This is a genomic window from Candidatus Schekmanbacteria bacterium (assembly GCA_016219965.1).
Lineage (GTDB): Bacteria > Schekmanbacteria > GWA2-38-11 > GWA2-38-11 > J061 > JACRJM01.
Map to the genome: position 1 here is coordinate 610,794 of JACRJM010000003.1, position 24,817 is coordinate 635,610.

24 protein-coding genes are annotated in these 24,817 nt (G+C 36.5%); 21 read left to right on the forward strand and 3 right to left on the reverse strand.

From position 1 onward, the window contains the following. Positions 1-2: 2 nt before the first annotated feature. Positions 3-2,141, reverse strand: a complete 2,139-nt coding sequence (locus tag HZA77_04995; GenBank protein MBI5374767.1) for a glycosyltransferase family 39 protein — start codon at positions 2,139-2,141, stop codon at positions 3-5. Then, a complete protein-coding gene (locus HZA77_05000; GenBank protein ID MBI5374768.1) occupies positions 2,131-3,339 on the reverse strand; it encodes an SGNH/GDSL hydrolase family protein in 1,209 nt (402 codons plus the stop codon). The genes HZA77_04995 and HZA77_05000 overlap by 11 nt, the downstream gene beginning before the upstream one ends. Before the next feature lie 92 nt (positions 3,340-3,431). Between HZA77_05000 and HZA77_05005 the strand changes: the two genes are divergently transcribed. Beyond that, positions 3,432-4,820: a sigma-54-dependent Fis family transcriptional regulator gene (locus tag HZA77_05005; GenBank protein MBI5374769.1), complete on the forward strand. Its 1,389-nt coding sequence runs from the start codon at positions 3,432-3,434 to the stop codon at positions 4,818-4,820. Positions 4,821-4,837: 17 nt separating this feature from the next. On the opposite strand, the gene HZA77_05010 is transcribed toward HZA77_05005, so the two are convergent. Next, on the reverse strand, positions 4,838-5,569 hold the full coding sequence (locus tag HZA77_05010) for a response regulator (protein ID MBI5374770.1): 732 nt from the start codon (positions 5,567-5,569) through the stop codon (positions 4,838-4,840). A gap of 242 nt (positions 5,570-5,811) precedes the next feature. Here HZA77_05010 and HZA77_05015 point away from each other — a divergent pair, with 242 nt between their 5' ends. The 20 genes from HZA77_05015 to fliP all read left to right on the forward strand — a co-directional run bounded on the left by HZA77_05015 (position 5,812) and on the right by fliP (position 24,814). Continuing rightward, a complete protein-coding gene (locus HZA77_05015; GenBank protein MBI5374771.1) occupies positions 5,812-8,487 on the forward strand; it encodes a tetratricopeptide repeat protein in 2,676 nt (891 codons plus the stop codon). Between the two features lie 3 nt (positions 8,488-8,490). Further along, positions 8,491-9,231, forward strand: a complete 741-nt coding sequence (locus HZA77_05020; protein MBI5374772.1) for a hypothetical protein — start codon at positions 8,491-8,493, stop codon at positions 9,229-9,231. A 40-nt stretch (positions 9,232-9,271) separates the two neighbouring features. Then, positions 9,272-10,576 (forward strand): sigma-54-dependent Fis family transcriptional regulator, encoded by a 1,305-nt coding sequence (locus HZA77_05025; GenBank protein MBI5374773.1) that lies wholly within the window; start codon positions 9,272-9,274, stop codon positions 10,574-10,576. Between the two features lie 171 nt (positions 10,577-10,747). Further along, the gene (flgB, locus tag HZA77_05030; protein ID MBI5374774.1) at positions 10,748-11,221 is read left to right on the forward strand and encodes a flagellar basal body rod protein FlgB; all 474 of its coding nucleotides are present in this window, start codon (positions 10,748-10,750) and stop codon (positions 11,219-11,221) included. Positions 11,222-11,240: 19 nt separating this feature from the next. Next, complete coding sequence (flgC, locus tag HZA77_05035; protein ID MBI5374775.1) at positions 11,241-11,681, forward strand: flagellar basal body rod protein FlgC; 441 nt, start codon at positions 11,241-11,243, stop codon at positions 11,679-11,681. A 14-nt stretch (positions 11,682-11,695) separates the two neighbouring features. Then, positions 11,696-12,001, forward strand: coding sequence for a flagellar hook-basal body complex protein FliE (gene fliE, locus HZA77_05040; GenBank protein MBI5374776.1), 306 nt, complete (start codon positions 11,696-11,698; stop codon positions 11,999-12,001). 16 nt (positions 12,002-12,017) lie between these two features. Beyond that, positions 12,018-13,577: a flagellar M-ring protein FliF gene (gene fliF, locus HZA77_05045; GenBank protein ID MBI5374777.1), complete on the forward strand. Its 1,560-nt coding sequence runs from the start codon at positions 12,018-12,020 to the stop codon at positions 13,575-13,577. Between the two features lie 3 nt (positions 13,578-13,580). Continuing rightward, complete coding sequence (gene fliG, locus HZA77_05050; protein MBI5374778.1) at positions 13,581-14,621, forward strand: flagellar motor switch protein FliG; 1,041 nt, start codon at positions 13,581-13,583, stop codon at positions 14,619-14,621. A 2-nt stretch (positions 14,622-14,623) separates the two neighbouring features. Continuing rightward, entirely contained in the window at positions 14,624-15,346 is a 723-nt protein-coding gene (locus tag HZA77_05055) for a hypothetical protein (protein ID MBI5374779.1), read from the forward strand. Between the two features lie 17 nt (positions 15,347-15,363). Further along, positions 15,364-16,689 (forward strand): flagellar protein export ATPase FliI, encoded by a 1,326-nt coding sequence (fliI, locus tag HZA77_05060; GenBank protein ID MBI5374780.1) that lies wholly within the window; start codon positions 15,364-15,366, stop codon positions 16,687-16,689. 17 nt (positions 16,690-16,706) lie between these two features. Beyond that, complete coding sequence (locus HZA77_05065) at positions 16,707-17,162, forward strand: flagellar FliJ family protein (protein ID MBI5374781.1); 456 nt, start codon at positions 16,707-16,709, stop codon at positions 17,160-17,162. A 20-nt stretch (positions 17,163-17,182) separates the two neighbouring features. After that, positions 17,183-17,755: a hypothetical protein gene (locus HZA77_05070; protein ID MBI5374782.1), complete on the forward strand. Its 573-nt coding sequence runs from the start codon at positions 17,183-17,185 to the stop codon at positions 17,753-17,755. Positions 17,756-17,760: 5 nt separating this feature from the next. Further along, positions 17,761-19,194 (forward strand): flagellar hook-length control protein FliK, encoded by a 1,434-nt coding sequence (locus HZA77_05075; GenBank protein ID MBI5374783.1) that lies wholly within the window; start codon positions 17,761-17,763, stop codon positions 19,192-19,194. A 24-nt stretch (positions 19,195-19,218) separates the two neighbouring features. Further along, on the forward strand, positions 19,219-19,878 hold the full coding sequence (locus tag HZA77_05080; protein ID MBI5374784.1) for a hypothetical protein: 660 nt from the start codon (positions 19,219-19,221) through the stop codon (positions 19,876-19,878). A 51-nt stretch (positions 19,879-19,929) separates the two neighbouring features. Beyond that, positions 19,930-21,201, forward strand: coding sequence for a flagellar basal-body rod protein FlgF (flgF, locus tag HZA77_05085; GenBank protein ID MBI5374785.1), 1,272 nt, complete (start codon positions 19,930-19,932; stop codon positions 21,199-21,201). 335 nt (positions 21,202-21,536) lie between these two features. Then, positions 21,537-22,091, forward strand: coding sequence for a flagellar basal body-associated FliL family protein (locus tag HZA77_05090; GenBank protein ID MBI5374786.1), 555 nt, complete (start codon positions 21,537-21,539; stop codon positions 22,089-22,091). Positions 22,092-22,107: 16 nt separating this feature from the next. After that, positions 22,108-23,118: a flagellar motor switch protein FliM gene (fliM, locus tag HZA77_05095; GenBank protein ID MBI5374787.1), complete on the forward strand. Its 1,011-nt coding sequence runs from the start codon at positions 22,108-22,110 to the stop codon at positions 23,116-23,118. Beyond that, complete coding sequence (gene fliN / locus HZA77_05100) at positions 23,093-23,485, forward strand: flagellar motor switch protein FliN (protein MBI5374788.1); 393 nt, start codon at positions 23,093-23,095, stop codon at positions 23,483-23,485. The genes fliM and fliN overlap by 26 nt, the downstream gene beginning before the upstream one ends. Further along, a complete protein-coding gene (locus HZA77_05105) occupies positions 23,482-24,078 on the forward strand; it encodes a flagellar biosynthetic protein FliO (GenBank protein ID MBI5374789.1) in 597 nt (198 codons plus the stop codon). The genes fliN and HZA77_05105 overlap by 4 nt, the downstream gene beginning before the upstream one ends. Beyond that, entirely contained in the window at positions 24,071-24,814 is a 744-nt protein-coding gene (fliP, locus tag HZA77_05110) for a flagellar type III secretion system pore protein FliP (GenBank protein MBI5374790.1), read from the forward strand. Before HZA77_05105 ends, fliP begins: the two co-directional genes overlap by 8 nt. Positions 24,815-24,817 lie beyond the last annotated feature (3 nt).

Sequence of the window (24,817 nt, forward strand, 5' to 3'; positions counted from 1 at the left end):
ACCTACTTTTGTATAGACAATCCATTCCCGTCTGATATTTTGTTTAGAGTTTCATTTTGAAGAATGGGATCATTAAAAGTCATAGTAACCGCGTACTTAATTCCGGAAGTAAATGGTTTTAGCATTTCTGGATTAAGTCCCTTTGATGCTAGGATTATCTTAGAAACATTTTTATTAAGCAGGTTATCGAAAGCAGAAACTGCATTGGCAGTTTGGTTCTTAGTAAAAACTGCCTGCTGCAATCCCATAAGCCAGTAGGATGACAATTCGTAACCAAACCCCTCTATTACTTCCCCTTTTTTATCAGGTGGAATATCAGAAATAATGCTTAGGCATTTCGGCATGATTCTCTCGAGAGGTAGACGGTTGGATGTTGACACAAAAAGCTCTACCTCCATAATATAACGTGCAAGTCCTCTGTACGCTGATGACCTGTTTCTTTCGTCAGTAATCTTAATTAATTTTGATACTTTGCTTATTTCCCATATACATTTAAATCCATGATCCAAAGAAATATATTTAGAATATTCTCTGGCTGCTTCGTTAATATATCCTTCATAACAAAAGCCCTGGTAAGCCTCCGGAATGACTGTTATTGCTTTTTGGACCGAGACTATATCATCTTTAAACTCATCAAAGATTCCCTTGCCGATTCCGAAATAGAGCCTCGACTTGAGAAATTCATCTCTTCCTTCTGCAATTCTCTCTATAATAGTAGGTTCTTTTAATGAGTAGGATGCAAGCTGTCTTCCGACCTCCGGGAAGTTAATTAATGCGGCCTCCCTTTCAAGCTTTTGCACAAGGATTTTCAGTTCTTCTTCACTTCTTACTTTCAGAAGGTAGTTGGGAATAAGCTCCCAGTAACTGTAGCCGCGGTTAACAGTTCCTGAAAGAAATTTTGAAGGCTCGATATAAACTGAATTCTCTTTGAATCCGGCTATCATTATGGATGCCAATATTATTATAGGCAGATACTTCTTAGATGTACCGGAAAAACGGTTAATTAAATTTTTAATTCCCCAGGCAGCGAAGAAATATAAGAATGGAATAAGCGGAAGATAATAACGGTATTTTGAAATAAAGAACCATTCCTTTTCAGGGATTGATGGGTTGTAAAATCCACTGAAGAAAAAAATGAATAAAAATGAAGCAAGAAAAGAAACAGGAAATAAACAGAAAAAGTTATTATGCTTTTGAAACAGTTTTTGTATATAGAATATCAGAGAAAATCCTATGACACACAGAAGAATAAATGTTGCAATCTTACCAAAGATGGGGAATCCATTAATATAATGAAGAGAAGAAGGAATATCATTTATAATAATCTGGATTATTTTGTCAGCAATATGGGAAGGGCTGAAATTCAAATCCATCCTGCTTGTAAAAACTTTTGAGAAAAGAAGAGCCTTCCCTCTGACAGGATCAGTATGCTGAAGTCTATAAAAAATCCATGGAGAAAAACCGGCAATAAATGAGATCAGAAGATAACAAATATTCTTTATGGTGAAAATATTTCTTTTTACCACTAATACGGCCAACATGACAGCCATGAGAGTAATGGCATAAATATAGTCAAAATATATTCCAAGACCTGCTATTATTCCAATTGCGACCAAATTTTTAACATAATTTTCCCGGTTTTCATCTTTTTCAAGCAGGGATGCTGTTAACCACACAGTTGAGATCGTAAAGAGATTTGATTCGCAATGGTTTGCCCATGCGATTAATTCGCCTCTGCATAAAAGATCTGATGAAAATATATAGAAACCGGAAAAGATCAGCGCCATTAAAGAGTCAAAATATTTTTCTATTATTTTAAACCAAAGGGCAAGAGTGATTAGTGAGAATATCAGGGGTATCAATTTAAGAGAAATAATAGATTTTCCAAATAAAGCAAAAAACGGGACAGCAATTAATCCATAAATCAGTGTTCCCCCTGAATGAGGATATGCCTGGTAGTTGAACATTCCCATAAGCAGTTTCCCGCTAAGAATATCATTTGCAAGGCATCCATTGGTTGTCTCCTCATATGCAAGGAAAGGTTCGGTTGCTGTTAAAAGCTGAGTAATCTTCAGCAGGCAAAAGACTGCCAGTACTGACCAAAATACTTTCTTTGACTTTTTATTGTTTTCAGTTAGCAATATTTTCAGAAGGTATAAGATTGTTCTGTTTTAAGAAGCTTATTATTTCACTTGTGGCAACACTATTTCCGTCCGGGCTAAGATGCCCCCATCGATATAAATGCATGTCTTTCCTGTTTTTAAATGCCGGTAAAAGATCAAGCACCGGAATATTAGCCTTCGCAATATATTTTGCAAGCTTAGAGTTTAAGCCTTCAATATTATAATCCTTTTCCTGCAATTTGTATTCATAGATAAGTCCTTTGTAAATTTCTTCATAAACCTGAAAGCCGGCTGGGATTATTACAACTGCGAACTTTGCTCCGCTTTTTTCCGACTCCTCTTTGATGTCGGTAATTAGCTTTATTGTTTTACTGAACAACATTTCCTCTTTTTTCGGCATTGGATCTCTGAAGAATTCAAAATTTCCTCTGTCTAAATATCCATAGGGATCTAGTACTTTCCAGTTAAAATATTTCTGCAAAAAAAGTTCTGACCTGTTCTTTATTAAGAAGAACAAAAGACTTCTTTTCTCAAGGAAATTCCCCGCTTTATATAAAGATAACTTAAAGATATTTCTTTTTAATTCCTTGCATGCCATATTCTCAATATATCTGTCATAAAGAAAGCCGTTAGACTCAACCCGCCTCCGTTTTATTCCGCCTATCATGTTGTCAATAAGATCGTTTCCGGTATAGAAAGTTAGAAGGACAAGATTAGGATGTGTCAGTTTTTTTGTTTCTATAAGCATTTCAAGTTCCTGATCAGTTCCAAAACCTGGGACACCGGCATTGATTATGTTTATTTTTGGATTTCTATCTTTGTTTTTGAAATACTCCGCGAGTTCGGCTACGTAATTTTCCTTGTCCTCTGTTCCCTCTCCAAAAGTGAATGAATCACCTATGGCAAGTATGGTATAATTGTATAATTGATCATCACTTGTAACGTTTTTTCTAAATCCAAAAGGGTCAGTTGTTATGATGTGTCCCTGAAACTTGGTGTTGAGATTAGGAGCCATTTTGTATCCGGTATTTGGATTGTTCACATAAATGTTTTTCTGCTCAAAATCAGGAATATTTTCTCTTAACATTTGTCCCGGGCATAACCGTAATATTCCTTCCCCAATTAGCATGAATGCAAAAATGGAAAGTAACATCGTAACTATATTGACTGCAAGTTTCATAAAAGAAGTATATCTAAAATATTTTTTTCTACTCAATCTTTTTGCACCTGAATATGAAAAATGTTAGTATATAACAATTATTATATATTATTAATATAACAGCCTGGAAGGTAAATGGTCATTAAATTATGAATGGGAAATCAATACTTATTGTTGATGACGAACAGGAATTCAGGGAGTTCTTGTCTGAATTTCTTCGCAACAAGGGATTTGTTACTGAACAGGCATCGAGTTTTGAAGAAGCAGAAAAAAATATTCACGAAAAAGACTTCAATCTTGCCCTTATAGATCTAATCATGCCTGGCAAAAGTGGTATTGAAGTGATGAAGATGCTTAAGGGTAATCTTCCCGATATTATTACAGTAATAATGACCGGATACGCATCCATAGAAACTGCCGTTGAAGCAATGCGCAGCGGTGCCTTTGATTATGTTACAAAACCTTTTAATCTTGAAGAAATATTGCTTACTATAAATCGTGCGTTGGAGCTTAAACAATTACGCGGTGAAAATATTCTGCTTAAAAGCCAACTCAAGAAAAAGTATGATTTTGAAAATATTATTGGCGACAGCGAACCAATGCAAAAAATATTTAGACTGATAGAAAAAGTAGCTGACACAGATAGTACGGTACTGATTAAGGGGGAAAGTGGAACCGGTAAGGAACTTGTAGCACGTGCTCTTCATTATAACAGTAAGAGAAGAAACAATCTGCTTGTTCCTGTCAACTGCGGTGCCATACCTGAGGAACTACTTGAAAGTGAACTATTCGGGCATGTCAAAGGAGCTTTTACAGGAGCGATAGCGGATCGACCCGGCAGATTTGAAATAGCCAATGGTGGGACTATTTTTCTCGATGAAATTGGTGATATGAGCCCAAAATTGCAGGTAAAACTATTGAGAATATTGCAATCCAGGGAATGTGACCCTATTGGGAGTACAAAGACCAAGAAGGTTGATGTGAGAGTAATAGCCGCAACAAACCAGAACCTTGAAGCGCTTGTTGAAACAAAGCTTTTCAGGGAGGATCTTTTTTACAGATTAAATGTTATTCCCATCTATCTTCCTCCTCTCAGGGATAGAACCGGTGATATTCCTCTGCTTGTTAATTACTTTCTTACCAAGATGAATGCAGAAAAGAAGTGTTCCATAGATGGAGTTGATGATGATGTAATAGAATACCTTACTAAATATTCCTGGCCTGGAAATGTGAGAGAGCTTGAGAATCTGCTTGAGAGGATTGTCATAATCAATTCCGGTGTTAATTGTCTTAAATTGGAACATTTTCCTGAGAAGATCAGATTGTTGAAACAGAAGGATAATAATTACAATATTTCACTTCCAGAGGATGGGATCAACCTTAATTCTGTTTTAGACAAGGTTGAAAATAACCTGATACTGCAGGCTCTTGAGAAAAGCGGATGGGTTAAAGAAAAAGCAGCCAGGCTTCTTAATATAAATAGAACTACTCTGGTTGAAAAGCTAAAAAGAAAAGATTTTATAAAGAAAGAACAATAAGGGATATTCCGGCTTAATTAAAGATCAGTCAAAATTTTTTTTTTAAAATTCTCGAATTCTTTTTCATCGATTGCGCCATCTGATTTCAATTTTGACAATGTCTTCAGTTCTTCAATTGCCTGCTGAAGGTCTATAAGGTTTTTTTTGTTATATTGATCATAATGACAGGGGAGAATTCTGGTTGTTGCCCATTTCATTATGGAACTCATATCTGGCGGTAAAGCTTCATCGCAACCATCTTCACCAAGAAATTCTCTGCATTGAGCAACAAGTGAGTCATTTAACGGTTGTGATGACTTAAGTCTTTCATAAGCCTTTTTTAACTGTTCTACTAGTATCTTATTAGCTTTTATAAGATTGACCTTAAGAACCGCATTTCTTATTACAACATCTATTTCATCAAATGTGAATGGCTTCTTTATATAATCATATGCACCGGTTTTAATCGCTTTTAATGCTGTATCAAGCGTTGCATAGCCGGTTATTATTATTACCTGGCAATCAGGGTTAGAGTCGAGACTTTTTTCGAGCACTGCAAAACCGTCGGCTCCGGGCATTATAAGGTCGGTTATTACGAGATCGAACTTTTCTCTGTCAATATATTCAATTGCCTCCCTTCCGTCATATGCTGTCTTTACCGGGAAGCCCTTATTTTCAAGAAACGATTTAAAAAGTTCCCTGAAGTTTTTGTCATCATCTGCAACTAGAATTTTTATCTCAGTTTTATTAGTAACAGTGTTAGCAGTCATTATTGTTCATTCCTATATTTATATAAACTGTCTGGCTTTCTTAACTTTCGTCTAAGGTGTAGGGAACTTAAAGTTAAAATTCGCCAGAATATTGGCATTGAATCAAGATATTGACGATAAAAAATCATACAAGAAAATTCATCGCTACTACATACCTATCAGAAAAATAAGACTATTTAAAGGCTAGAGATAACTTTTTGTTGTTGGCATAGCATTTGCACGTAGCAGACTGAAATTTATATATGATGAAACAGTTGATGAAAAAATTATATACCAAAAAAATATTGTTTGCGTATGCAATACTAATAATTAGCATTGTTTTCGTTGTTCCAGAAATTTCGTATTCAGGCGAATCAAAAAAAGTACTTTCATTTAAAGCTGCAGATCACGGGAATTTTTACAGAATAGTGTTTGTCCTTAGCGCGCCGGATAAAGCTGAAATTAAAAAACAGGATGAAAGTGGACAGCTTGAAGTGACTTTCAAGGAAGCTGAAATAGCAGATAACCTATCTTTGACTTTGAGCAATAAGTATATCAAAAGCAGTTCAATTATCAGTCCATCACCATTTGTGTGGCAGTGCGTGTTAGTAGATAGCGGAATTAACATAGCAAAAATGGTTTTGGTAAATCCTGACAGGGTGGTATTTGACTTTAAGAAATCTGCTGTCCCGAAAGAGATTATACAAAATGTAAAAGCTGAGGTAAAAAATATCTCCAACCCTTCTAAATCCAAGAATAATCAAGAGCCTAAAAAGGATGTTAATGTTCAGAAACTAGAAAATAAAAAAAGCAAAGAAGATATCAAGGTAGCTTCATCAGTTAGTTCTGCGCACATTAGTTCTCCGCAAAATAAAATAAATGAAATTAAGCAAAGTAAGCTTATAGAAAAAAATGGATATAAAGAATATCCACAAAAAGTTAATACTTCGCCATTAATTGATTTACCAAAGACATCTGCAAGGACAGTAAATATTCAGCAGCCAGAAGACGTTCAAAGTTTAATTCCTGCAAATGCTCCGCCGCTCGTTATCGATGCTGTAAAGGACTTTAAAGCAAAGAAGTACGCCGATGCATTCCGCAAGTTTAATCAGGCAATAAGAGAAAACAATGGTACGAAGTTTGCAGCTGTATCACATGTCCTCGCTGCAGAATCTCTCTTAAACATAATGAAATTACAAGACAAAGAGAGCTTTACTAATGCATTAAAGTTTCTGAATTCGGCGCTTTCATTAAGCAATGATAAAATATTGCAGGCCAAAGCTTATTATCTGCTGGGAAACGCTTATTCCAAGATGGGTTTCTATGATGAAGCATCTGCTTATTATAATATGATAGATAAGAAATTCCCTTCAACTTATTATGCGACTGCGGGAATATTGGAGAGAGCAAACCTTCATTTTGAGAAAAAAGAATTTGATAAGGCATTAATGCTTCTTAACTCAATTCAAACAGAAAGCCTTGATGCTAAAATGCGAGAACAATTATTCCTCCAAATGGCCTCAGGTTATTTCAAAATTGCCAATTATAATATGGCATGTGAGTGTTTCGAGAGAGCAACAACACTCTCGTCTGGTTTTGTATCAAAATCCGTTTCGGAAGATAATTGGCTGCAATATGCTCAATCGTTGTATAAAGTTGGACGGTATAGCGAATCAAAAAACATATTGTCAAAATTTATTATTTCAAATGATGCAAAATCCTTGTCTGTTGCCGGAGCAAAAATAATAATGGCCGATGTGGATTTGGCTGAAGGGAGAGAAGCAGACGCGATTAACAGTCTGTCTCAGTTAGCAAGAGAGTTTGCAGGTACAAAATATGCAGGTGAGGCAAAGCTGAGAAGAGCGGAATATAATTTTAGGAGAAACCACAATTTAGGTGTAGCAATAACAGACTTCAATGATATTGTTTTTTCAGATTATCCATCTGACTTAAGGCGCAAAGCTTTAAGCAGCGAAATCAGCGCCTTTTGTGAACAATCTAAGTATAACGATGCATTGAAGATTCTTTCAAAAGTTAAAAGTACTAAGGACGGGAATATGACAGATACCATTAATGAGTGTATCGGAAAAATCATTAATGAAGGAGTTTCATTTTATTACCTTAGTGGCAACCACAGCAAAATTGTTGAATTGTATATTGCAGCTAATGAGATAAGCAATGTTCAAAGCAAAGGTATCGAAGCTGCAGCGGCCTTAAAACTTTGTGAATCATTAATTGAATTATCTTACGTTTCTGAAGCAAGGAGAATACTGGAAGGTAGTATGATTCAATCTGGCATAGACGAACAAAATCGGGCTATATATCTGGAGTCAATTTCCTATATGAAGGAGAACTCTTTTGCTAAAGCAGAGGAGAGTTTAAGAAGATTTTTGCAGGAAAATTCTGATACCATAAGTCAGGAAAATGGGACTATGTTTCTCGCAGAGTCCCTATATGAACAGGGAAAGTATGAAGGATCGCTCCAAATTCTGAAAGAAACTAAAAAAGATGGTGTTAAAAGAAAATATCTTGAAGGAAAGAATTTTATGATGATGTCTCAATATGGTGTGGCAGTTTCAAGCTTCAAAAGGGCTTTGGAATATATTGAAAAATTACCTGATAGACAGCCTCTTTACGAAGATATAGTTTTTTGGATGGCGTATAGCTGCTATAAGCTTGATGATTATGAAGAGGCATTATCTAATTTGAGCCTTATTGATACATCTCTTTATAAGTCAAAGGAAAGTGAAGTGGCATTGCTGAAGGTACAGATACTGAACCAAATGGGTGAACAAAAAAGAGCACTTAAAGTTGTTGAAGAAGATGAAAATAAAAATTCCACTATGCCTGAACTCAATGATGAGATAAAAGAAGATATTTTATGGAAATTAAAACATGAAAAACAGTTAAGAAAGATACTGAAGAGAGGTCAAAGTTAAAAAATGAATCAGCATAATGAAAAAAGAGAACTTGAGATCCAGTCTGAAAGATCAAAAAAGCTTAGGGCTATGGGAGAACTTGCGGCAGCCATGGCGCATGAAATTAGGAACCCTCTTGGAAGCATTGAGCTCTTTGCCTCAATGATTAAATCGGGGATGCTTGAAGGCGAAGAGATAAAAAAATTCTCTGAACATATTCTGGTTTCAGTTAAGAAACTTGATTGTCTGATAACTAATCTACTCATTTTCTCTAATTTACCAAAGCCTGCATTGTTTAAGATTGACCCAAATAATTTTATTGAGGAATTTTTTGGATCTCTTAAATATTTCCTGGAGCAGAACAACATAGAACTGAAAAAAAATATCTCTTCAGAACCAGCCAGCATACTTGTAGATCGTGAATTTTTTAAACAGACACTGCTTAATATTGTTATTAATTCATTACAGGCAATGCCTGAGGCAGGTATTATTTCTGTAAATACTTATTTAAGTGCTGCTAATTATGATTTTTTAAAGACCTATTATGTGATAGAAATATCAGATACTGGATGCGGTATATCTCCTGATGTGATTGATAAAATATTTAATCCTTTTTTTTCTACAAAGGAGAAAAAGGCGGGAATAGGACTGTCTATAGTAAACAACATAATGGAAACGCATAAAGGACTGATAGAGGTTGAAAGCAAGGAGAATAAAGGAGCATTATTCAGATTAAAATTCCCATTAGTTATTATGGAGACTTGAAGTGACCAGGGCTATCCTTGTTGTAGATGATGAACCGGAAATGAGAATTGCCATATCCAAGGCAATAAGCATGGGTGGTTTCAGAGTTGAATCAGCTTCAAATGGTTATGAAGCTATAGCTAAAATGAAACAGTCTTTCTTTGATCTTATTCTCACTGATCTTAGAATGCCTAAAATGGACGGAGTAACACTTCTCGGTCAGATAAAATCTCTTTCTCCGGAATCTTCTGTTGTTCTAATTACAGCTTATGGCACCATAGAAAATGCAGTGGAAGCTATGAAACTTGGCGCTGACGATTACATACTTAAACCATTTTCATTTGAGATACTAAATAATGTAATTGAAAAAGTATTAGACAGAAAAAATGAAGCCTATAGGTCAGGAACTGACGCGGATATTCCATATAAAAAGGAGATTATTACAAAAAACTCCGACATGGCGAAGCTTCTGTTATTTGCAAAATCGATAGCTGTCAGCAATGCCACAGTCCTTATTCAGGGAGAGAGTGGCACAGGAAAAGAGCTTCTTGCGAGGTATATACATCAGGAGAGCGACAGACGTAACATGCCTTTTGTTGCCATAAATTGCGCTTCTCTTCCTGAAGGGCTTCTGGAAAGTGAACTTTTTGGTCACGAAAAAGGTGCTTTTACCGGAGCGGTTGCACGAAAAGAGGGAAAGTTTGAACTGGCTAATGATGGTACATTGATGCTTGATGAGATTACTGAGATGAAATATTGCCTTCAGGCAAAGCTTTTAAGAGCAATCCAGGAGGGAGAGATTGATAGAGTTGGCGGAAGGAATCCCGTAAAAATAAATACCAGAATTATTGCTACTACCAATAGAGATATTAAAGAGTGCATAAAAAATGGAGAATTCAGACAGGACCTTTTTTATAGATTGAATGTTATACCACTAAGAATACCATCGCTTTCTAAACGTGTTGATGACATTCCTTTCCTTGCTGAATACTTTCTAAAAAAATCTTGTGAACGCAATAAGAGGAATTTACTTAAACTAAGTTCAGATGCTTTAGCATCTCTTGAAAACCACTCATGGCCTGGAAATGTAAGAGAATTTGAAAATCTTATAGAAAGAGCTGTGTTATTGTGTGAAGGAGATAATATAGAACCTGAACATCTTTTGTTTGATTATAATGACGATTCTTCTTGTGAGGAATCATCAGATTCATTAGCAGACGATATTACAATTCATGAAATGGAAAAACGTCTGATAGTAAATACTCTCAAGAAGGTAAATGGTAACAGAACAAAAGCTGCTTCTATTCTGCAAATAAGTATAAGAACGTTGAGAAACAAACTCCGGGAATACCAGATAAGCCAGTAGGAATTCTTTTCATCTCTGCGGGAAAAAATATCCTTCTTAAAGGTAAAAACTACCTTAAGCATTCAATTCAAAAATGATTAGCATTTTACTTCAGCTCCAAAAAAAGCTTTAAATCAATAGGTTGCAAGAATTGTTGTTTTGTTTTTTTAGTATCAAAAACGGCAAAGTGTTGTGGCATATTTCTTGCTATTAAAAGCTCCGGTAACTCTTAATGAAGGTAATGCAGATATGGGTGACAGTGAAATATTCGGCAAAACGATCGACATCCTGAAAAGCAGCATGGATATGAGAGCTGCACGCCATCTTGCTATCTCTTCGAACATAGCCAATTATGAAACTCCGAACTATAAGGCTAAAGATCTGAAGTTTGATAAAGTGTTGGCAGATGAAATCAGGAGCAATGATGCTATAAAACTTAATGTCACTAATCCTAAACATTTTATTCTATCTGGAACTCCCAGCAGTTCAACTGGTGTAACTGTGGAAGAGAATGATACGGCTAATATGGATAGGAACAACGGAAATACAGTTAATATAGACCAAGAGATGGTAAAGCTTGCTGAGAATGGAATTATGTATGATGCCCTTTCCCAGATAATTGCCCGTCAGTTCAATTCACTGAAAGATGTTATTAAGGGATATTAAGGAAGGAGGAAGTTAAATCATGGATTTTTTGACAGCGCTTCAAGTAAGTTCTTCAGCACTTGATGCCCAAAGGGTAAAGATGAACACTATTGCTTCAAACCTGGCTAATGCAGAAACAACAAGGACTCCTGAAGGAGGCCCATATAAGAAAAAAACCGCTGTATTGACAGCTACGGAAGTTAATAATGCTGGCGGCTTTAAGAATTTTAAAGATGCGCTTGAACAGAGTATTAAAGGAGTAAAAGTTTCAGAAATAACTGAGGATAATGAAAGTTATAAATTGAAATATGAGCCGGGTAGCCCGGATGCTGATGAGAAAGGCTATGTAAAACTTCCAAACATAAATTTAATGGAAGAGATGGTAAACATGATGTCTGCTAGCAGGGCTTATGAAGCTAATGTGACGGCAATCAATGCTACCAAAAGTATGGCACAAAAGGCTTTGGATATAGGTAAATAAAAAAGGGGATATAAGTGGTTGATTTAAAAATAGGCAGTCTTCCCTTCAAAGATTTGATTCAGGAAAAAAAGCTGAACAATGATGTGGCAACGACCAATGGTCCGTCATTTTCAGATACTATCAAAGATTTTGTAAAGGACGTAAACCAGTCCCAGAAGGAAGCTGATCAGGCTGTACAGAATTTCGCCTCTGGAGGAAACATCAGTATACACGAAACAATGATTTCTCTCCAGAAAGCAGATGTCTCATTTAAATTGATGCTTCAAATAAGAAACAAAGTGTTAAGTGCGTATGAAGAGATAATGAAAATGCAACTTTAGTTTTTTGGGAGTGTAAATGGCTTTAATAAATCAATTATTGAATCAGTTAGGAAATATTTTTAAAAATCTTCCAGTAGCAAACAGGGTATCATTTATTCTTCTCCTGTCAATTTTTTTGGCTGCTTTTGGTGCTGTTGTATTCTGGGGGACAAGACCGGATTATGAACTCCTGTATGCTAATCTTTCAGGGTCTGATGCTTCTTCTATTGTATCTAGCCTTAAAGAGAAAAAGGTTTCTTATAAATTGGAAGGTAATGGCAGCAGAATATATGTCCCGGCAGAATCTGTTTATGACATTAGAATGGAGCTTGCAGCTGAAGGGGTGCCAAAGGGAGATGGTATAGGTTTTGAAATTTTCGACAAGAATAGTTTCGGGCTTACGGATTTTGTACAAAAGGTAAACTATCAGAGATCTCTTCAGGGGGAACTTGAAAGAACTATATCCAGGCTTGATTCTGTGGAAACAGTGAGGATTCATCTTGCTATACCAGAGAAATCTCTTTTCCTTGAAAATGCAGAAGAACCTAAAGCATCAGTAGTAATAAAGCTCAAACCAGGGATGACCATTAACCAGAAACAGGTCCGTGGAATTGTGAACCTTGTTTCAGGTTCAGTTGAGAGGCTTAAGGCACAGAATGTTACTGTTATAGATTCACTTGGCAATATCTTGTCCAATAATGAAGCAGATGAACTTGGAATAGGAGAAAACACTCTTCAGATGGAATACAAACAATCTATTGAAAGCTCTTTTGAAAAAAGAATTCAAACTATGCTTGAAAGGGTTGTAGGGAAAAACAACATAATTGCCAGAGTAACTGCAACTTTGGATTTCCAACGTGTGGAGCTAACTGAAGAAAAATATGACCCTGATTCACCGGTTGTAAGAAGTGAACAGATTAGCGAAGAAAAAACTCAAGGGTCACAGGGGCAGTTAGGCGGTCAATCAAATAAGAGCAATGAAGTAAGGAATTATGAGATCAATAAAACTGTAAGTCATCAAGTTGCCCCGTCAGGAACCATAAAAACTCTTTCGGTGGCGGTATTGATTAATGGTTCTTATAAGGAAACCGGTGAAGCTGGAAAAAATGAATACATGCCGCGTACTAATGACGAGATGAAGAAGTTTTCAGATATTGTCAGGACAGCAGTCGGATTCAACCAGGACAGGGGAGATAAAGTAGAAGTCGTAAATGTCCCGTTTGAAACAGTAAATGATGAGAGTATTAAGCCTGCAGGATTCTTCAATAATGAAACGACCAACCTTGCTATTAAATACGGTGTAATGCTCGTACTAATGTTACTCACATATTTCCTCATAATTAGACCATTAATCGCCTGGATGACAAAACCCATAGAACCAGGTGGATATGCAGTTTCATATCCCATGAGTGTAAGTGAAATTGAAAGAAGGATGTCTGAGCCAGCGGCAATTTCGGGAGAAAGAGCTTCGGCTGCATATGGACAGAGAAATGCTGATTTTGGCGGAACGCAAAGAGATAAAGTGCTTGAGATGGCAAAAACAAATCCTGAAATTACAGGGAAAGTAATAAAGGGATGGCTTAATTCCAGGAGTTAATTTATGGTTTTGGTTCCACCGGATTCAAATAATTTAAGAGCTGAAGCAAGTAATTCAAAGAAAGCAGCCATTCTCCTATATATGCTTGGTGAGGATGTAGCCTGCGAATTGTTAAAAAATTTAAACAGCAATGAAATTAGAGAAGTTTTGGAACATCTTTCCAAGCTTGATAAAGTATCGCAGGCTGAAGTGGATATGATAATGGATGAGTTTTATAAACAAGCCTCATCCACAAACGTTGGAGCACTTAATCCTGACAAGGGTTATGCAAACAAGCTGATGAAAAAGGTAGCAAATCTGGTTAAGGAAACAGATGAAGACTTTGACTTGTCTTTTGCTTTTACAAATGAGGAAGGTCTGTCTCTTCTCAGAATGACTGATCCTGAACTTTGTGCCAATTTTTTAAAGACTCAGTATCCGCAGATTTCAGCCTTGATTATATCACGTCTGGAGCCATTGAAGGCCGCCAACATCATAGAGAAGATGCCAAAAAAACTTCAAAGTGAAATTATCACCAGGATGGCAAACCTTAAAGAAGTTGCCCCTGAGGTTTTGAACGAAATCGATTTCATATTAAAAAAAGAATTAAGTGATTTAGGGGGAAATCGCAAGAATGCCATAGGAGGAGTAAAACCGGTTGCTGAGATACTAAACCACCTGCCTAAATCAATTGAAAACAAAATACTAAGTGCAGTATCAGAAAAGGACAAAGATATAGCGCAGAAAATAAAAGAACATATGTTCACATTTGAAGACCTCATTCATGTTGCTGCAAAAGATCTGCAGGCTGTGCTGAAAGAAACAGACGGACAGAAACTTGCTTTAGCTCTAAAAGCGGCCAGTGAAGGACTTAAAGAAAAAATATTTTCTAATGTGTCTGAACGCGTCAAAGATATGATTAAGGATGATATTGACACAATGGGTCCGGTAAAACTTAAAGATGTTGAAAAAGCTCAGCAGGACGTAGTCTTGATTGCGAGAAAGCTTGAAGAAGAAGGCAAAATAACCTTTGGCGGGAATGCCGAGGAAGAAATGATAGTGTAAATATGAAAGGGAATACTGTGTCCACTTTGCCATTTAAGCTCGAAGATCTCGAGCCCGGGAAACGAAGAATAAAGGTTAAGAAAAAAAATCATGAGGTGTTTGAGAGGATAACAATACTTCAAAATTTAAATTCAAATGGTTTCAAACAAAATCAAAAAAAAGATCCACACAATGCTGGAGATGAAAGCAACAGTTCTCAGTCTGCAGACTTATATTTATTAACGGAAAATGAAAATGCCTATCAAAAAGGTCTCGAAGAAGGAGAAGAAAAAGCACTGAGGAAACTAAAGGAATTTTTTGATTCCTTAGGGCTACTTTCTCATGAAATGAAAAAGAAAATAGAGGAACTCGACGGAGAAAGTATGTCTTTCTCCATTCAAATGTCACTGAAGATAGCTGAGAAGATTGTTGGAAGCGAACTTTCTGTCAATGAGAAATCTGTAGAAAATGTTTTGAGGCGTGTACTTAAAAAAGTACCAAAATCTGGAGAAATAAAAATTTTAATGAATATGTCAGACCTTGAAAGATTTAAATCACTACATCCTAAAGTTGATGAGTTTCTCGGGGGAATAAGTGAAACAGTAGTATTCGAGGGAAGTGAAAAGGTTAAATCAGGTGGATGCTATGTACATACAGAAACGTTTTGCATGGATTCGTCTGTAGAGAAACAGCTTGAAAATATCGGTTCCAAACTTTTGGAAACGGTAAGTAAAAAAGAAAAATAAAATTAATGGTAAACTCAATGGCAATAGATTTTGATTTGTATAGCAAGGCAGTAGAAGAGGCAGAGAATTTCGATATTTATGGGAAAGTTACAAAAGTCGTCGGTCTTGTTATTGAAGGTTATGCACCGCACTCCATTATAGGATCTTCTTGCATGATTTATCCGCACGACAAGGATACTCCAATTCAGGCAGAAATCGTAGGATTTAGAGATGGGAAAGCCCTGTTGATGTCATTGGGCGACATAAGAGGGATTGGCCCAGGGAGTCTTATAAAGGTTAAGAACAATAAAGCATCATTGAAGATAAGCAGACAATTTCTTGGACGCGTAATAGATGGGTATGGAGATCCAATAGATGGTAAGGGACGATTATTTGGAGAGGAAGAGTATCCAATCTATTCTGAACCGCTGAATCCGCTCGAAAGAAATATGATAAGCGAAACCCTGGATCTTGGAGTAAGGAGCATAAATGGGTTGCTGACATGCGGTAAAGGACAAAGGATGGGCATCTTTGCAGGTTCAGGGGTAGGCAAGAGCGTACTTATGGGAATGATTGCCAGGAATACCATGGCGCAAGTAAATGTAGTTGCCTTAATTGGTGAACGGGGAAGAGAAGTAAGGGAATTCCTGGAAAAGGATCTGGGGAAAGATGGACTTAAAAGATCTGTTGTTATTGCCGCGACGTCAGACCAACCTCCATTAGTAAGGGTTAGAGGTGCATTTATTGCAACGACCATAGCAGAGTATTTTCGCGACTTGGGAATGGATGTAATTCTGATGATGGATTCAGTGACAAGACTTGCTATGGCGCAACGCGAAGTAGGTCTTGCTATAGGGGAACCACCGACAGCTAAAGGATATACTCCATCGGTGTTTGCAATGCTTCCTAAGCTTCTTGAAAGAGCAGGTCTTTCAAACGGGAAGGGAAGCATAACTGGAATGTATACTGTTCTCGTCGAAGGAGATGATTTTAACGAGCCAGTCTCTGATGCCATGAGATCTATTCTCGATGGGCATCTGTGTCTTACGAGGGAACTGGCGGCAAGAAACCACTACCCTGCAGTAGATATCCTTCAAAGCATCAGCAGATTGATGAAAGATATCTCTTCAAAGGAACACATAGAGACTGCAAAGAAATTGATAGAAGTTTTAGCAGTCTATAAGAAAGCTGAAGACATGATAGATATAGGTGCATACTCCAAGGGGAGTAATCCAAAAATTGACCTTGCAATCAAAATGATTGACAAAATTAACTCTTATTTAAAGCAGAACGTAGATGAAAAGGTGACAATTCAGCAGTCAATTTCTCAGCTTATGAATCTTTTCAAAGAAAAAACAGGTTGAGATAAAAGGAGGTCGCTATGCCTAGGCAATCATTTAAATTACAAAGGGTTCTCGAATACAGAGAAATGCTGGAAGAGCAGCTCCAGATGGAGGTTGCAAAAATAAAAACAAATCTGGCCGAACAGGAGAACGCCTTAAAAGCGAAACATGACAAGCTTTCTAAATGTAAGAGCAAACTAAATGAATTACAAAAAAATGCAACATCTGTGAATGATTATAAGACCTACATGGATTACATCGGTTATCTCCTTAAAGAAATCATGATACAGGAGAAGGTAATTATGGGAATACAGGAGACTTTGACGACCTCAATAGAAGGTCTGAAAAAAGCGTGCCAGGACAAACATGTTCTGGAGAAGCTTAAAGGGCGGGAAGCAACAAAAATCAGTCAGGAACACAGCAGGAAAGAACAGATATTTTTTAATGAGCTCGGTCTTAAATCGCATAGCGGGTCGGGCAGATCTTCTTTGTAAAATAATTTGAGGGATCAACTATGAGCATAATGAAAAATAATAAATTTCTTAAACTTGCAGTTTTTGTTTTGTTAATAAAAGTATTTCTCCTTGGTTTTTTTATTGTTCCTGCAATGATTGGAAATGAAGTTAAAGCAGAAAATGGTCAAAATAACGCAGGAAACATTAAGGTTTCAGAACAAACAGCTTCCATTCAACCATCTGAATCCGAGAAATCTCTTTCTATTTTTAATGAAAAGGAAAAGGAGATTGCAAGGAGATATTCTGAGCTGAAAGAAAAAGAGGAAAAAATAAAGATAGCAGATGAGGAGATAAAAAACAGAATAATTGAATTAAAAAACCTTAGGAGTGAGATTGAAGGAATGCTGAAAATCAAGGAACAAAAAGATGAAGAGAAAATACAGCATCTTGTAAAAATATACTCGTCAATGAAAGGAGAAGCAGCAGCTCAGATAATGGATAAACTACCAGATGATGTTATAACTGAGATGTTTTCAAGGATGAAGGGAGATCAGGTCGCGAAAATACTGGGATTGATTTCAAAGGACAAAGCAGTAAGGATTACAAGCAGCCTGACCGGAATGGAGCCTTGACGCTGATGAATTCTGTCTCGTTAAATTCACTTTTAGAGATAAACCCTAACATGAACTTGGCTGTCGGTGGAAAAATTGACGTAGCCAATTCCGGGGAAGATTTTAGTATTGAACAGTCTCTCGATACATCTGGTGAAACAGAAGGTATCCCGGATTTTGCAGATTTGGTTAACAAAATAATAGAGGATGCTCTTCAGCCGAGTTCCGGGAAAAATATAAAAAATATAAGTGATGATAATGTAGAAGATATTGATGAATCAATGAACGCTGACAAAACTGCAGCAGTGCAGTTGTTGGGGATGTTCCCGACAGAGGCTTTAATATTTGACAATACAGAAAATGCTGTTCCTCAAGAAGCAGTTCAAGAGCTTCAAGAGACTGGGATTCCGTTACCTCAGATAGATTTTAATACACATCTTAATACACAAACGACTGTTGGCACATGGAATGTTGAATATAATGAAATAACGGATGTGAAAAAAGATAATGTTCTTGATAAAGCAATTAATCTTGATGAAAACATTGTTAATAGAACCGTTGAAAGCATAGATTATGAATCTGATGCTGTCGCACCTGACAATAACGCTGATATATTAAAGGCTGAATCAAGCCAGTCACTTCCATCTTCCAAGAATCCATTAGCCAGTAATACTGTTTATTCTGGGATCTTTAATGCAGACAGCTCAAATATAGGAGATGTACCCAAAGCTCCAGCAAAAGAGATTAAAGATAAGCCTCAATCAAAGATGCAAGATGAAAATCAAAAGGTAAGTTTAGGTCAACAACAAACAAAGCCTTTTTCAATCACAATAGAAACCAAGAACACTGATATCCAGCAATTGACTCAAAAAAATTCTGGAAAAGATAGTAATGGAAATGGGGAAAAGGACTTTGCAGAATCAGAGAAAATATCTCAGTCTGCTGTATTAAATAATAGAAAAACTGGTTATGAGACTTTTAAGATTGAAACTTCTGAAAAACAAATCCAGATAGGACAAAAAGAAATAGATGGCAAGTTTCATACTGTTAAAGAACAGATTACTGATTCTGTTCATGCAATGTTGTCAAGCGATAAAAAGGAATTGAAAATAGATTTTTCCCCTCCGAATCTTGGAAGTATAAAAATTGAACTTGTAACTAACGATAAAAAAGAAATCATAATATCTATTATTACCAGGGACAGTGGTGTCAAATCAGCTATTGAATCTAATCTTTCAAGTCTAATTAACAATATTTCTGATAGCGGTGTAAGCGTTAAAGAATTTACCGTCTCTGTAGGAGGCAACAGAGATTCATACTTACAGGATGACGGTAATTCTAGAAATCCGGCAAGAGACGGATTCCTTAAGTCAGATGCATCATTATTAGAATCTGGAGCAGAGACACAAAAAATAAACCGTGTCAATTATTTGAACAGCGTAGTGGATCTCTACGTTTAACCTTATTTTTTTGGAGGAATCTAAATGACTATCTCAAACATATCCGGGATAACGTCTACAGCTCAATATGAGAAGCAGACTGATTCGACTAACTCACTCGGACAGGATGCTTTTTTAAGTATGCTTGTTACCCAGATGAAATACCAGGATCCGCTGGAACCGATGAAAAATACTGATTTCACAGCTCAGCTTGCGCAGTTTTCAAGTCTTGAAGCGTTAACTAATATACAAGATCAGTTTTCATCGTTAACTGCATCAATTGATTCACAGAATAATTTAATGACAGCGGCATTAATTGGCAAAGATGTTGAGGTGTCCGGAGATAGTATTGAAGTAAGCAATGGTAATGTTCCGCAGGTCAGCTTTGACCTAAGTGATAAAGCTTCATCAGTTGAAATATCAATTTACGATTCAACAAATAATCTTGTCCAAAAAACTAGCGTGGGTGCTGCTGATGAAGGAAGAAACAGCTTTTCCTGGGACGGCCTCGATTCTTCCGGGAATAAAGTAAATGATGGGTATTATACATTTACAGTATCAGCAAATAGCAGTGAGAATCTCCCTGTGAATGTTACTACTATTACAAGCGGTACAGTAACCGGAGTAGTTTTCAAAGAAGGGAAACCATATCTGCAGGTCGGAGGGCTGGAGATAGATCCGGACAACCTGCTGAACATTAAGTAAGAAAAATTTAATAAAGTATGGTGATTTCTAACGCTTTTTAGGAGGAAAAAAATGTTAAGTTCATTATTTGCAGGTATTAGCGGATTAAATGCCCACCAGGCAGCATTGTCTGTCATTGGGAACAACATTGCGAATGTAAACACAGTAGGTTTTAAGTCAAGCAGGACAAGTTTTTCTGATATTCTAAGCCAAAGTCTTTCTGGAGGCGGTCAGATAGGTAGAGGTGTAAAACTTCAAACCGTAAGTCCAATGTTTACACAGGGTTCTTTTCAAAGTACATCCAACGTTACCGATCTTGCTATTGATGGGAACGGGTTCTTTATAGTAGAGAACTCTAATGGCAGATTTTATACGCGGGCAGGTCAGTTTTCTTTTGACAATGACGGAAGTCTGGTTACAAACGATGGATCAAAAGTAAAAGGTTACACCATAGACCAAAATGGCAATACAAGCGGGAGTTTGACTGATATAAACTTGTCATCAACATCTTCTTCTCCAAAGGCTACTGAATCTATTACTATGGCGGTTAACCTTGATTCAAGTGAGGCAGTCCAATCTTCTTTTGATGCAACAGATCCAGAGAGTACATCTAACTTTTCCTCATCTGTTACTGTTTATGACTCACTAGGCAACGGACATCTAACGACAGTTTATTTTAATAAGACTTCAGAAAATAGCTGGGATTGGCATGCACTTGTTGATGGCAGCGACTTGACGGGTGGGACCGCAGGAATAATGCAGGAAACTGCTTCTGGTAGCATTACATTTAATGACAGTGGTGCACTTGATACGGAAACTATTAACGCATCTGATTTCGATTTTAACAGCGGTGCACAGCAGAACCAGTCTATATCATTGGATTTTGGTACAAGCATAACAACAGATTCAGGGAACGGGCTTGATGGTACTACGCAATTTGCTGCGGCATCGGCTACCAATTTTCAAGATCAGGATGGTTATAGCTCTGGATCTCTTCAGAGCATTTCTATAGATAGCGAAGGAATAGTGTCTGGTATGTTTTCAAATGGTGCGGCAAAAAATCTCTATAAGGTAGCCCTTGCAAGCTTCAAAAATGATGGGGGGCTTACCAGTGTTGGAGGTAATATGTATGCAGAAAGTAAAGATTCAGGACTTCCAATTATAGGGATGGCTAACTCTGCAGGGTTCGGTAATATCAATTCTAGCAGCCTGGAACTTTCAAATGTCGATCTTTCACAGGAATTTGTAAATCTGATAACTATACAGAGAGGATTTCAGGCAAATTCCAAGGTGATTACTGTCGGTGATGAAATGCTTCAGGATCTTGTAAATCTTAAGAGATAATTCTTAGTTTGGCCCTGTCAATTGCTGACAGGGCCTTCCTTTCATTTTTAATACTATTATCAAATACCATTAGCGTCAGCGGATTGACTTATAATCAGTAAATTGACGAATATATAAATTGTCTGGCTATGTTAATAGTCACATCTCTTAGGGTTTGTTTTCTGATTATCTTCTGATGTTAGTTAACATACTGATTGTTAATGACAATCAATTATATGTATGTTCGAAATATTTATTCTTATTTTATTCTAAAAAAAGAAACCTTTGGCATAACCCTTGCTTAATCACTTCTATCAAAGGGCACAGTTATATTTTGGAGAAATAAGGAGAATAGTATGGATGAAGAAAAAAAAGCAGTTGAAGATAAGGCAGCAGATAAAAAAACACCTGATAAGGATAAAGTAAAAAAAATTTCTGGAGAACCTGGCAAAGGTACCAAAAAGAAATTTTCGCTTAAGATGATTTTAATAATTTCAGGAGTAATCCTTGCTTTAGGTGGCGCATCTTTGGCTGCTATAACTTATTTTAAAAAAAGTTCTCCTGCAGAATCAGAAACAAACGTCACAAATGAGGATCTTTCTGCAATAAAAACGGAAAACTACAAATTAGAAACCTTTATTGTGAATCTTACAGATAGCGAGAGGAATAAATATCTCAAAGTTACTATGGAACTTGAAATTGCGGGTCTTAAGGCTAAGGAAGATATAGAAACAAACCTCTCAAAGATCAGAGATGTAATTGTTTTATTCCTTTCAGCAAAAAGTTTTGATGAGGTTAAGTCAATAGAAGGAAAAATAGATCTTAAAACAGAGTTGGTTAAAAGAATCAATGCTTCATTAAAATCAAGTGTTGTAAGGGAAATATATTTCACTGAGTTCGTTGTTCAATAAATATTAAGGGGAAGACTTGAACCAAATACTTTCACAAGAAGAAGTAGATGCCCTATTAAATGGCATAAAGTCTGGAGATGTAACGACAGAAAGCACAGTTAAGGACAACAGATATAGCGATGGTTGTCAACCTTTTGACTTTATAAAGAATAACAGACGTATGAAGGGCAGCTTTCCGGCTGTTGACATGGTACATGAAGTTTTTTGCAGAAAACTAAGAACGACAATCTCAAGTCTCTTTGGGAAAATAATTGAGAATATAAGCCTGAGAGATTCAAGAATATTAAAATATAAAGATTTTCTAAGAAGTATTCAGCTACCAGCAAGCTTCCATGTGATAAGAATGAATCCTCTGAGAGGACTAGGTTTGCTGGTTTTGGACTCTAAATTAGCTTTTTCGTTTATTGATTGCCTGCTTGGAGGAAGAGGAGACAACACTTTTACGGTAGAGGATAGAGAGTTTACAACCATAGAACAGAGTTTAATAAAAAAACTTAATGTAAATATAACAGCTGATCTTCAGAAATCGTGGGTCAGCGTGTATCCGCTTAAGATTGAAGAAGTCAGCACGGAGACAAACCCGCAGTTTGTTTCAATTTGTTTTCCTTCTGATATGGTCATGGTCACCTCAATAGATGTAGATATACTTGGCGCTCTGGATATATGCGTGCCTATGTCAATTCTTGAGCCATTGAGGGGAAAGTTCAGCAAAAATCTTTCAGGGATGAAGACTGATGTTGATGCTAACTGGAGAAAGATGATGCTAAATCAACTTGTAAAGACAAAACTCGATTTGAAAGTAGAATTAGGAGAAGTAAAAATTACAGGGAGACAGTTAATATCTTTAAGGCAGGGCGATGTCATCTTCCTCAAAAACGGACCGTCTGATGAATTCCCAATATTCATTGAAGGAAAACAAAAATTAAGAGGTACGCCAGGATCTATGAAAGGAAATAAAGCAATTCAGATTATGAATGATATTAATACAAGGAGGTTAGGGAATGGAAGAAAATCTAAACGTAAATGATGCCAACAGCTTTTCCTTGGAAGAAATTGAAGCCGGGAAAACTCAAATGAGAAATCAGGAAAACTCAAATGATGAAGAAAAAGATGATGTTCTATCTAATGTTAAAACTGCTGATTTAGATTTCATAATGGATATACCTCTAAAGGTATCAGTCATTTTTGGGAAAGCTAAAATGCGTATAAATGATTTGATCCAACTCGGGCAGGGATCAGTAATAGAGCTAGACAAAGAAGTTGGAGAACCTCTCGAGATATATGTCAATGAGAAGCTTCTGGCTCTGGGAGAAGTGGTTGTTATAAATGAAAAGTTTGGGATTAAACTATTAAACATTGTCAGTCCTGAAGAAAGGTTAAGTAAACTAAAATGAAGTTGGGACTGATCGTTTTTTCATTATTATTTGGGCTGGTTTTCGCAATAGGCTCGTTTCCTGTTCTGGTATCAGGAGCAGAAACAGATATTGTAAGTGATGCATCATTAATCCCTGCTGAAATTTCGAGCAATAGTACTTTAAAAACTGATATTCCTGTTAACGATGGGTTAGATTTTAAAAAGAACTTATTAAAAAGTGCAGGTATCTTAATAATATTACTTGGTGTTATGTTCCTGGCAATTTTTATCATTAAACAATGTCAGGGTACCCAGAGGAAGCCTGAAAACATAAAAGTAGTATCTAACTGTTATTTAGGAAGTAACAGACGAGTAAGCGTTCTTGAGATTGGCGAAGAAAAACTCCTGATAGGCATTACTCCAACACAAATTAATCTTCTAATAAGATTTCCAGTATCAGATACATCTCATGATATTTTTTCAGGAGAAGACGATGGAGTTACTTCGAACTTTAAAGAACATCTTGAGAAGAACATATTATTTCATTCTGATAAAAGTCAACTATCCGGTCTAAATAGTATTTGTAGAAGCTCAATATCATTAATTCAGAAAATGGTTAAACGTTATGCTTAAAATAATAGCCGCTACATTAATTACAATCTTAATAACATCAGTTGCAGCTGCAGCACCGGTACCTGTTCCAAATATAAGTATTGGCATTGGGGAAGGGAACAATCCAGAGACTGTATCTGCGGGTGTAAAGATCCTCATTCTTCTTACAATATTATCCTTAGCTCCTGCTATACTTATTATGCTGACAGGCTTCACAAGGATAATAATTGTTTTTCACTTCCTTAGGCAAGCACTTGGCACTCAGCAGATGCCTCCCAACCAGGTTATAATCGGACTCGCATTATTTCTTACTTTTTTCATAATGTCCCCATATTTTATACAAATAAACGACGAAGCCATACAACCATATTTAAAGAAGAGCATTACCCAAGAAGAAACAATTCAACGAGCAGCAGAACCTCTCAAGAAGTTTATGTTTAAACAAACAAGAGAAAAAGACCTTGCTTTGTTTGTAGAACTTTCAGGGAAAAAAAATTTAAAATCTAAACAAGAAACACCTTTTTTTGTTTTAGTCCCAGCTTTCGTTATAAGCGAGCTTAAGACAGCATTTCAAATAGGCTTCTTAATTTATATTCCTTTTCTGGTTATTGATATTGTTGTTGCGAGTGTCTTGCTTTCCATGGGAATGATGATGTTGCCGCCAGTTATGATCTCTCTTCCATTTAAGATTATTCTATTTGTTCTTGTAGATGGTTGGTATCTGATTGTCGGTTCTTTGGTAAAAAGTTTCTATTAGGAG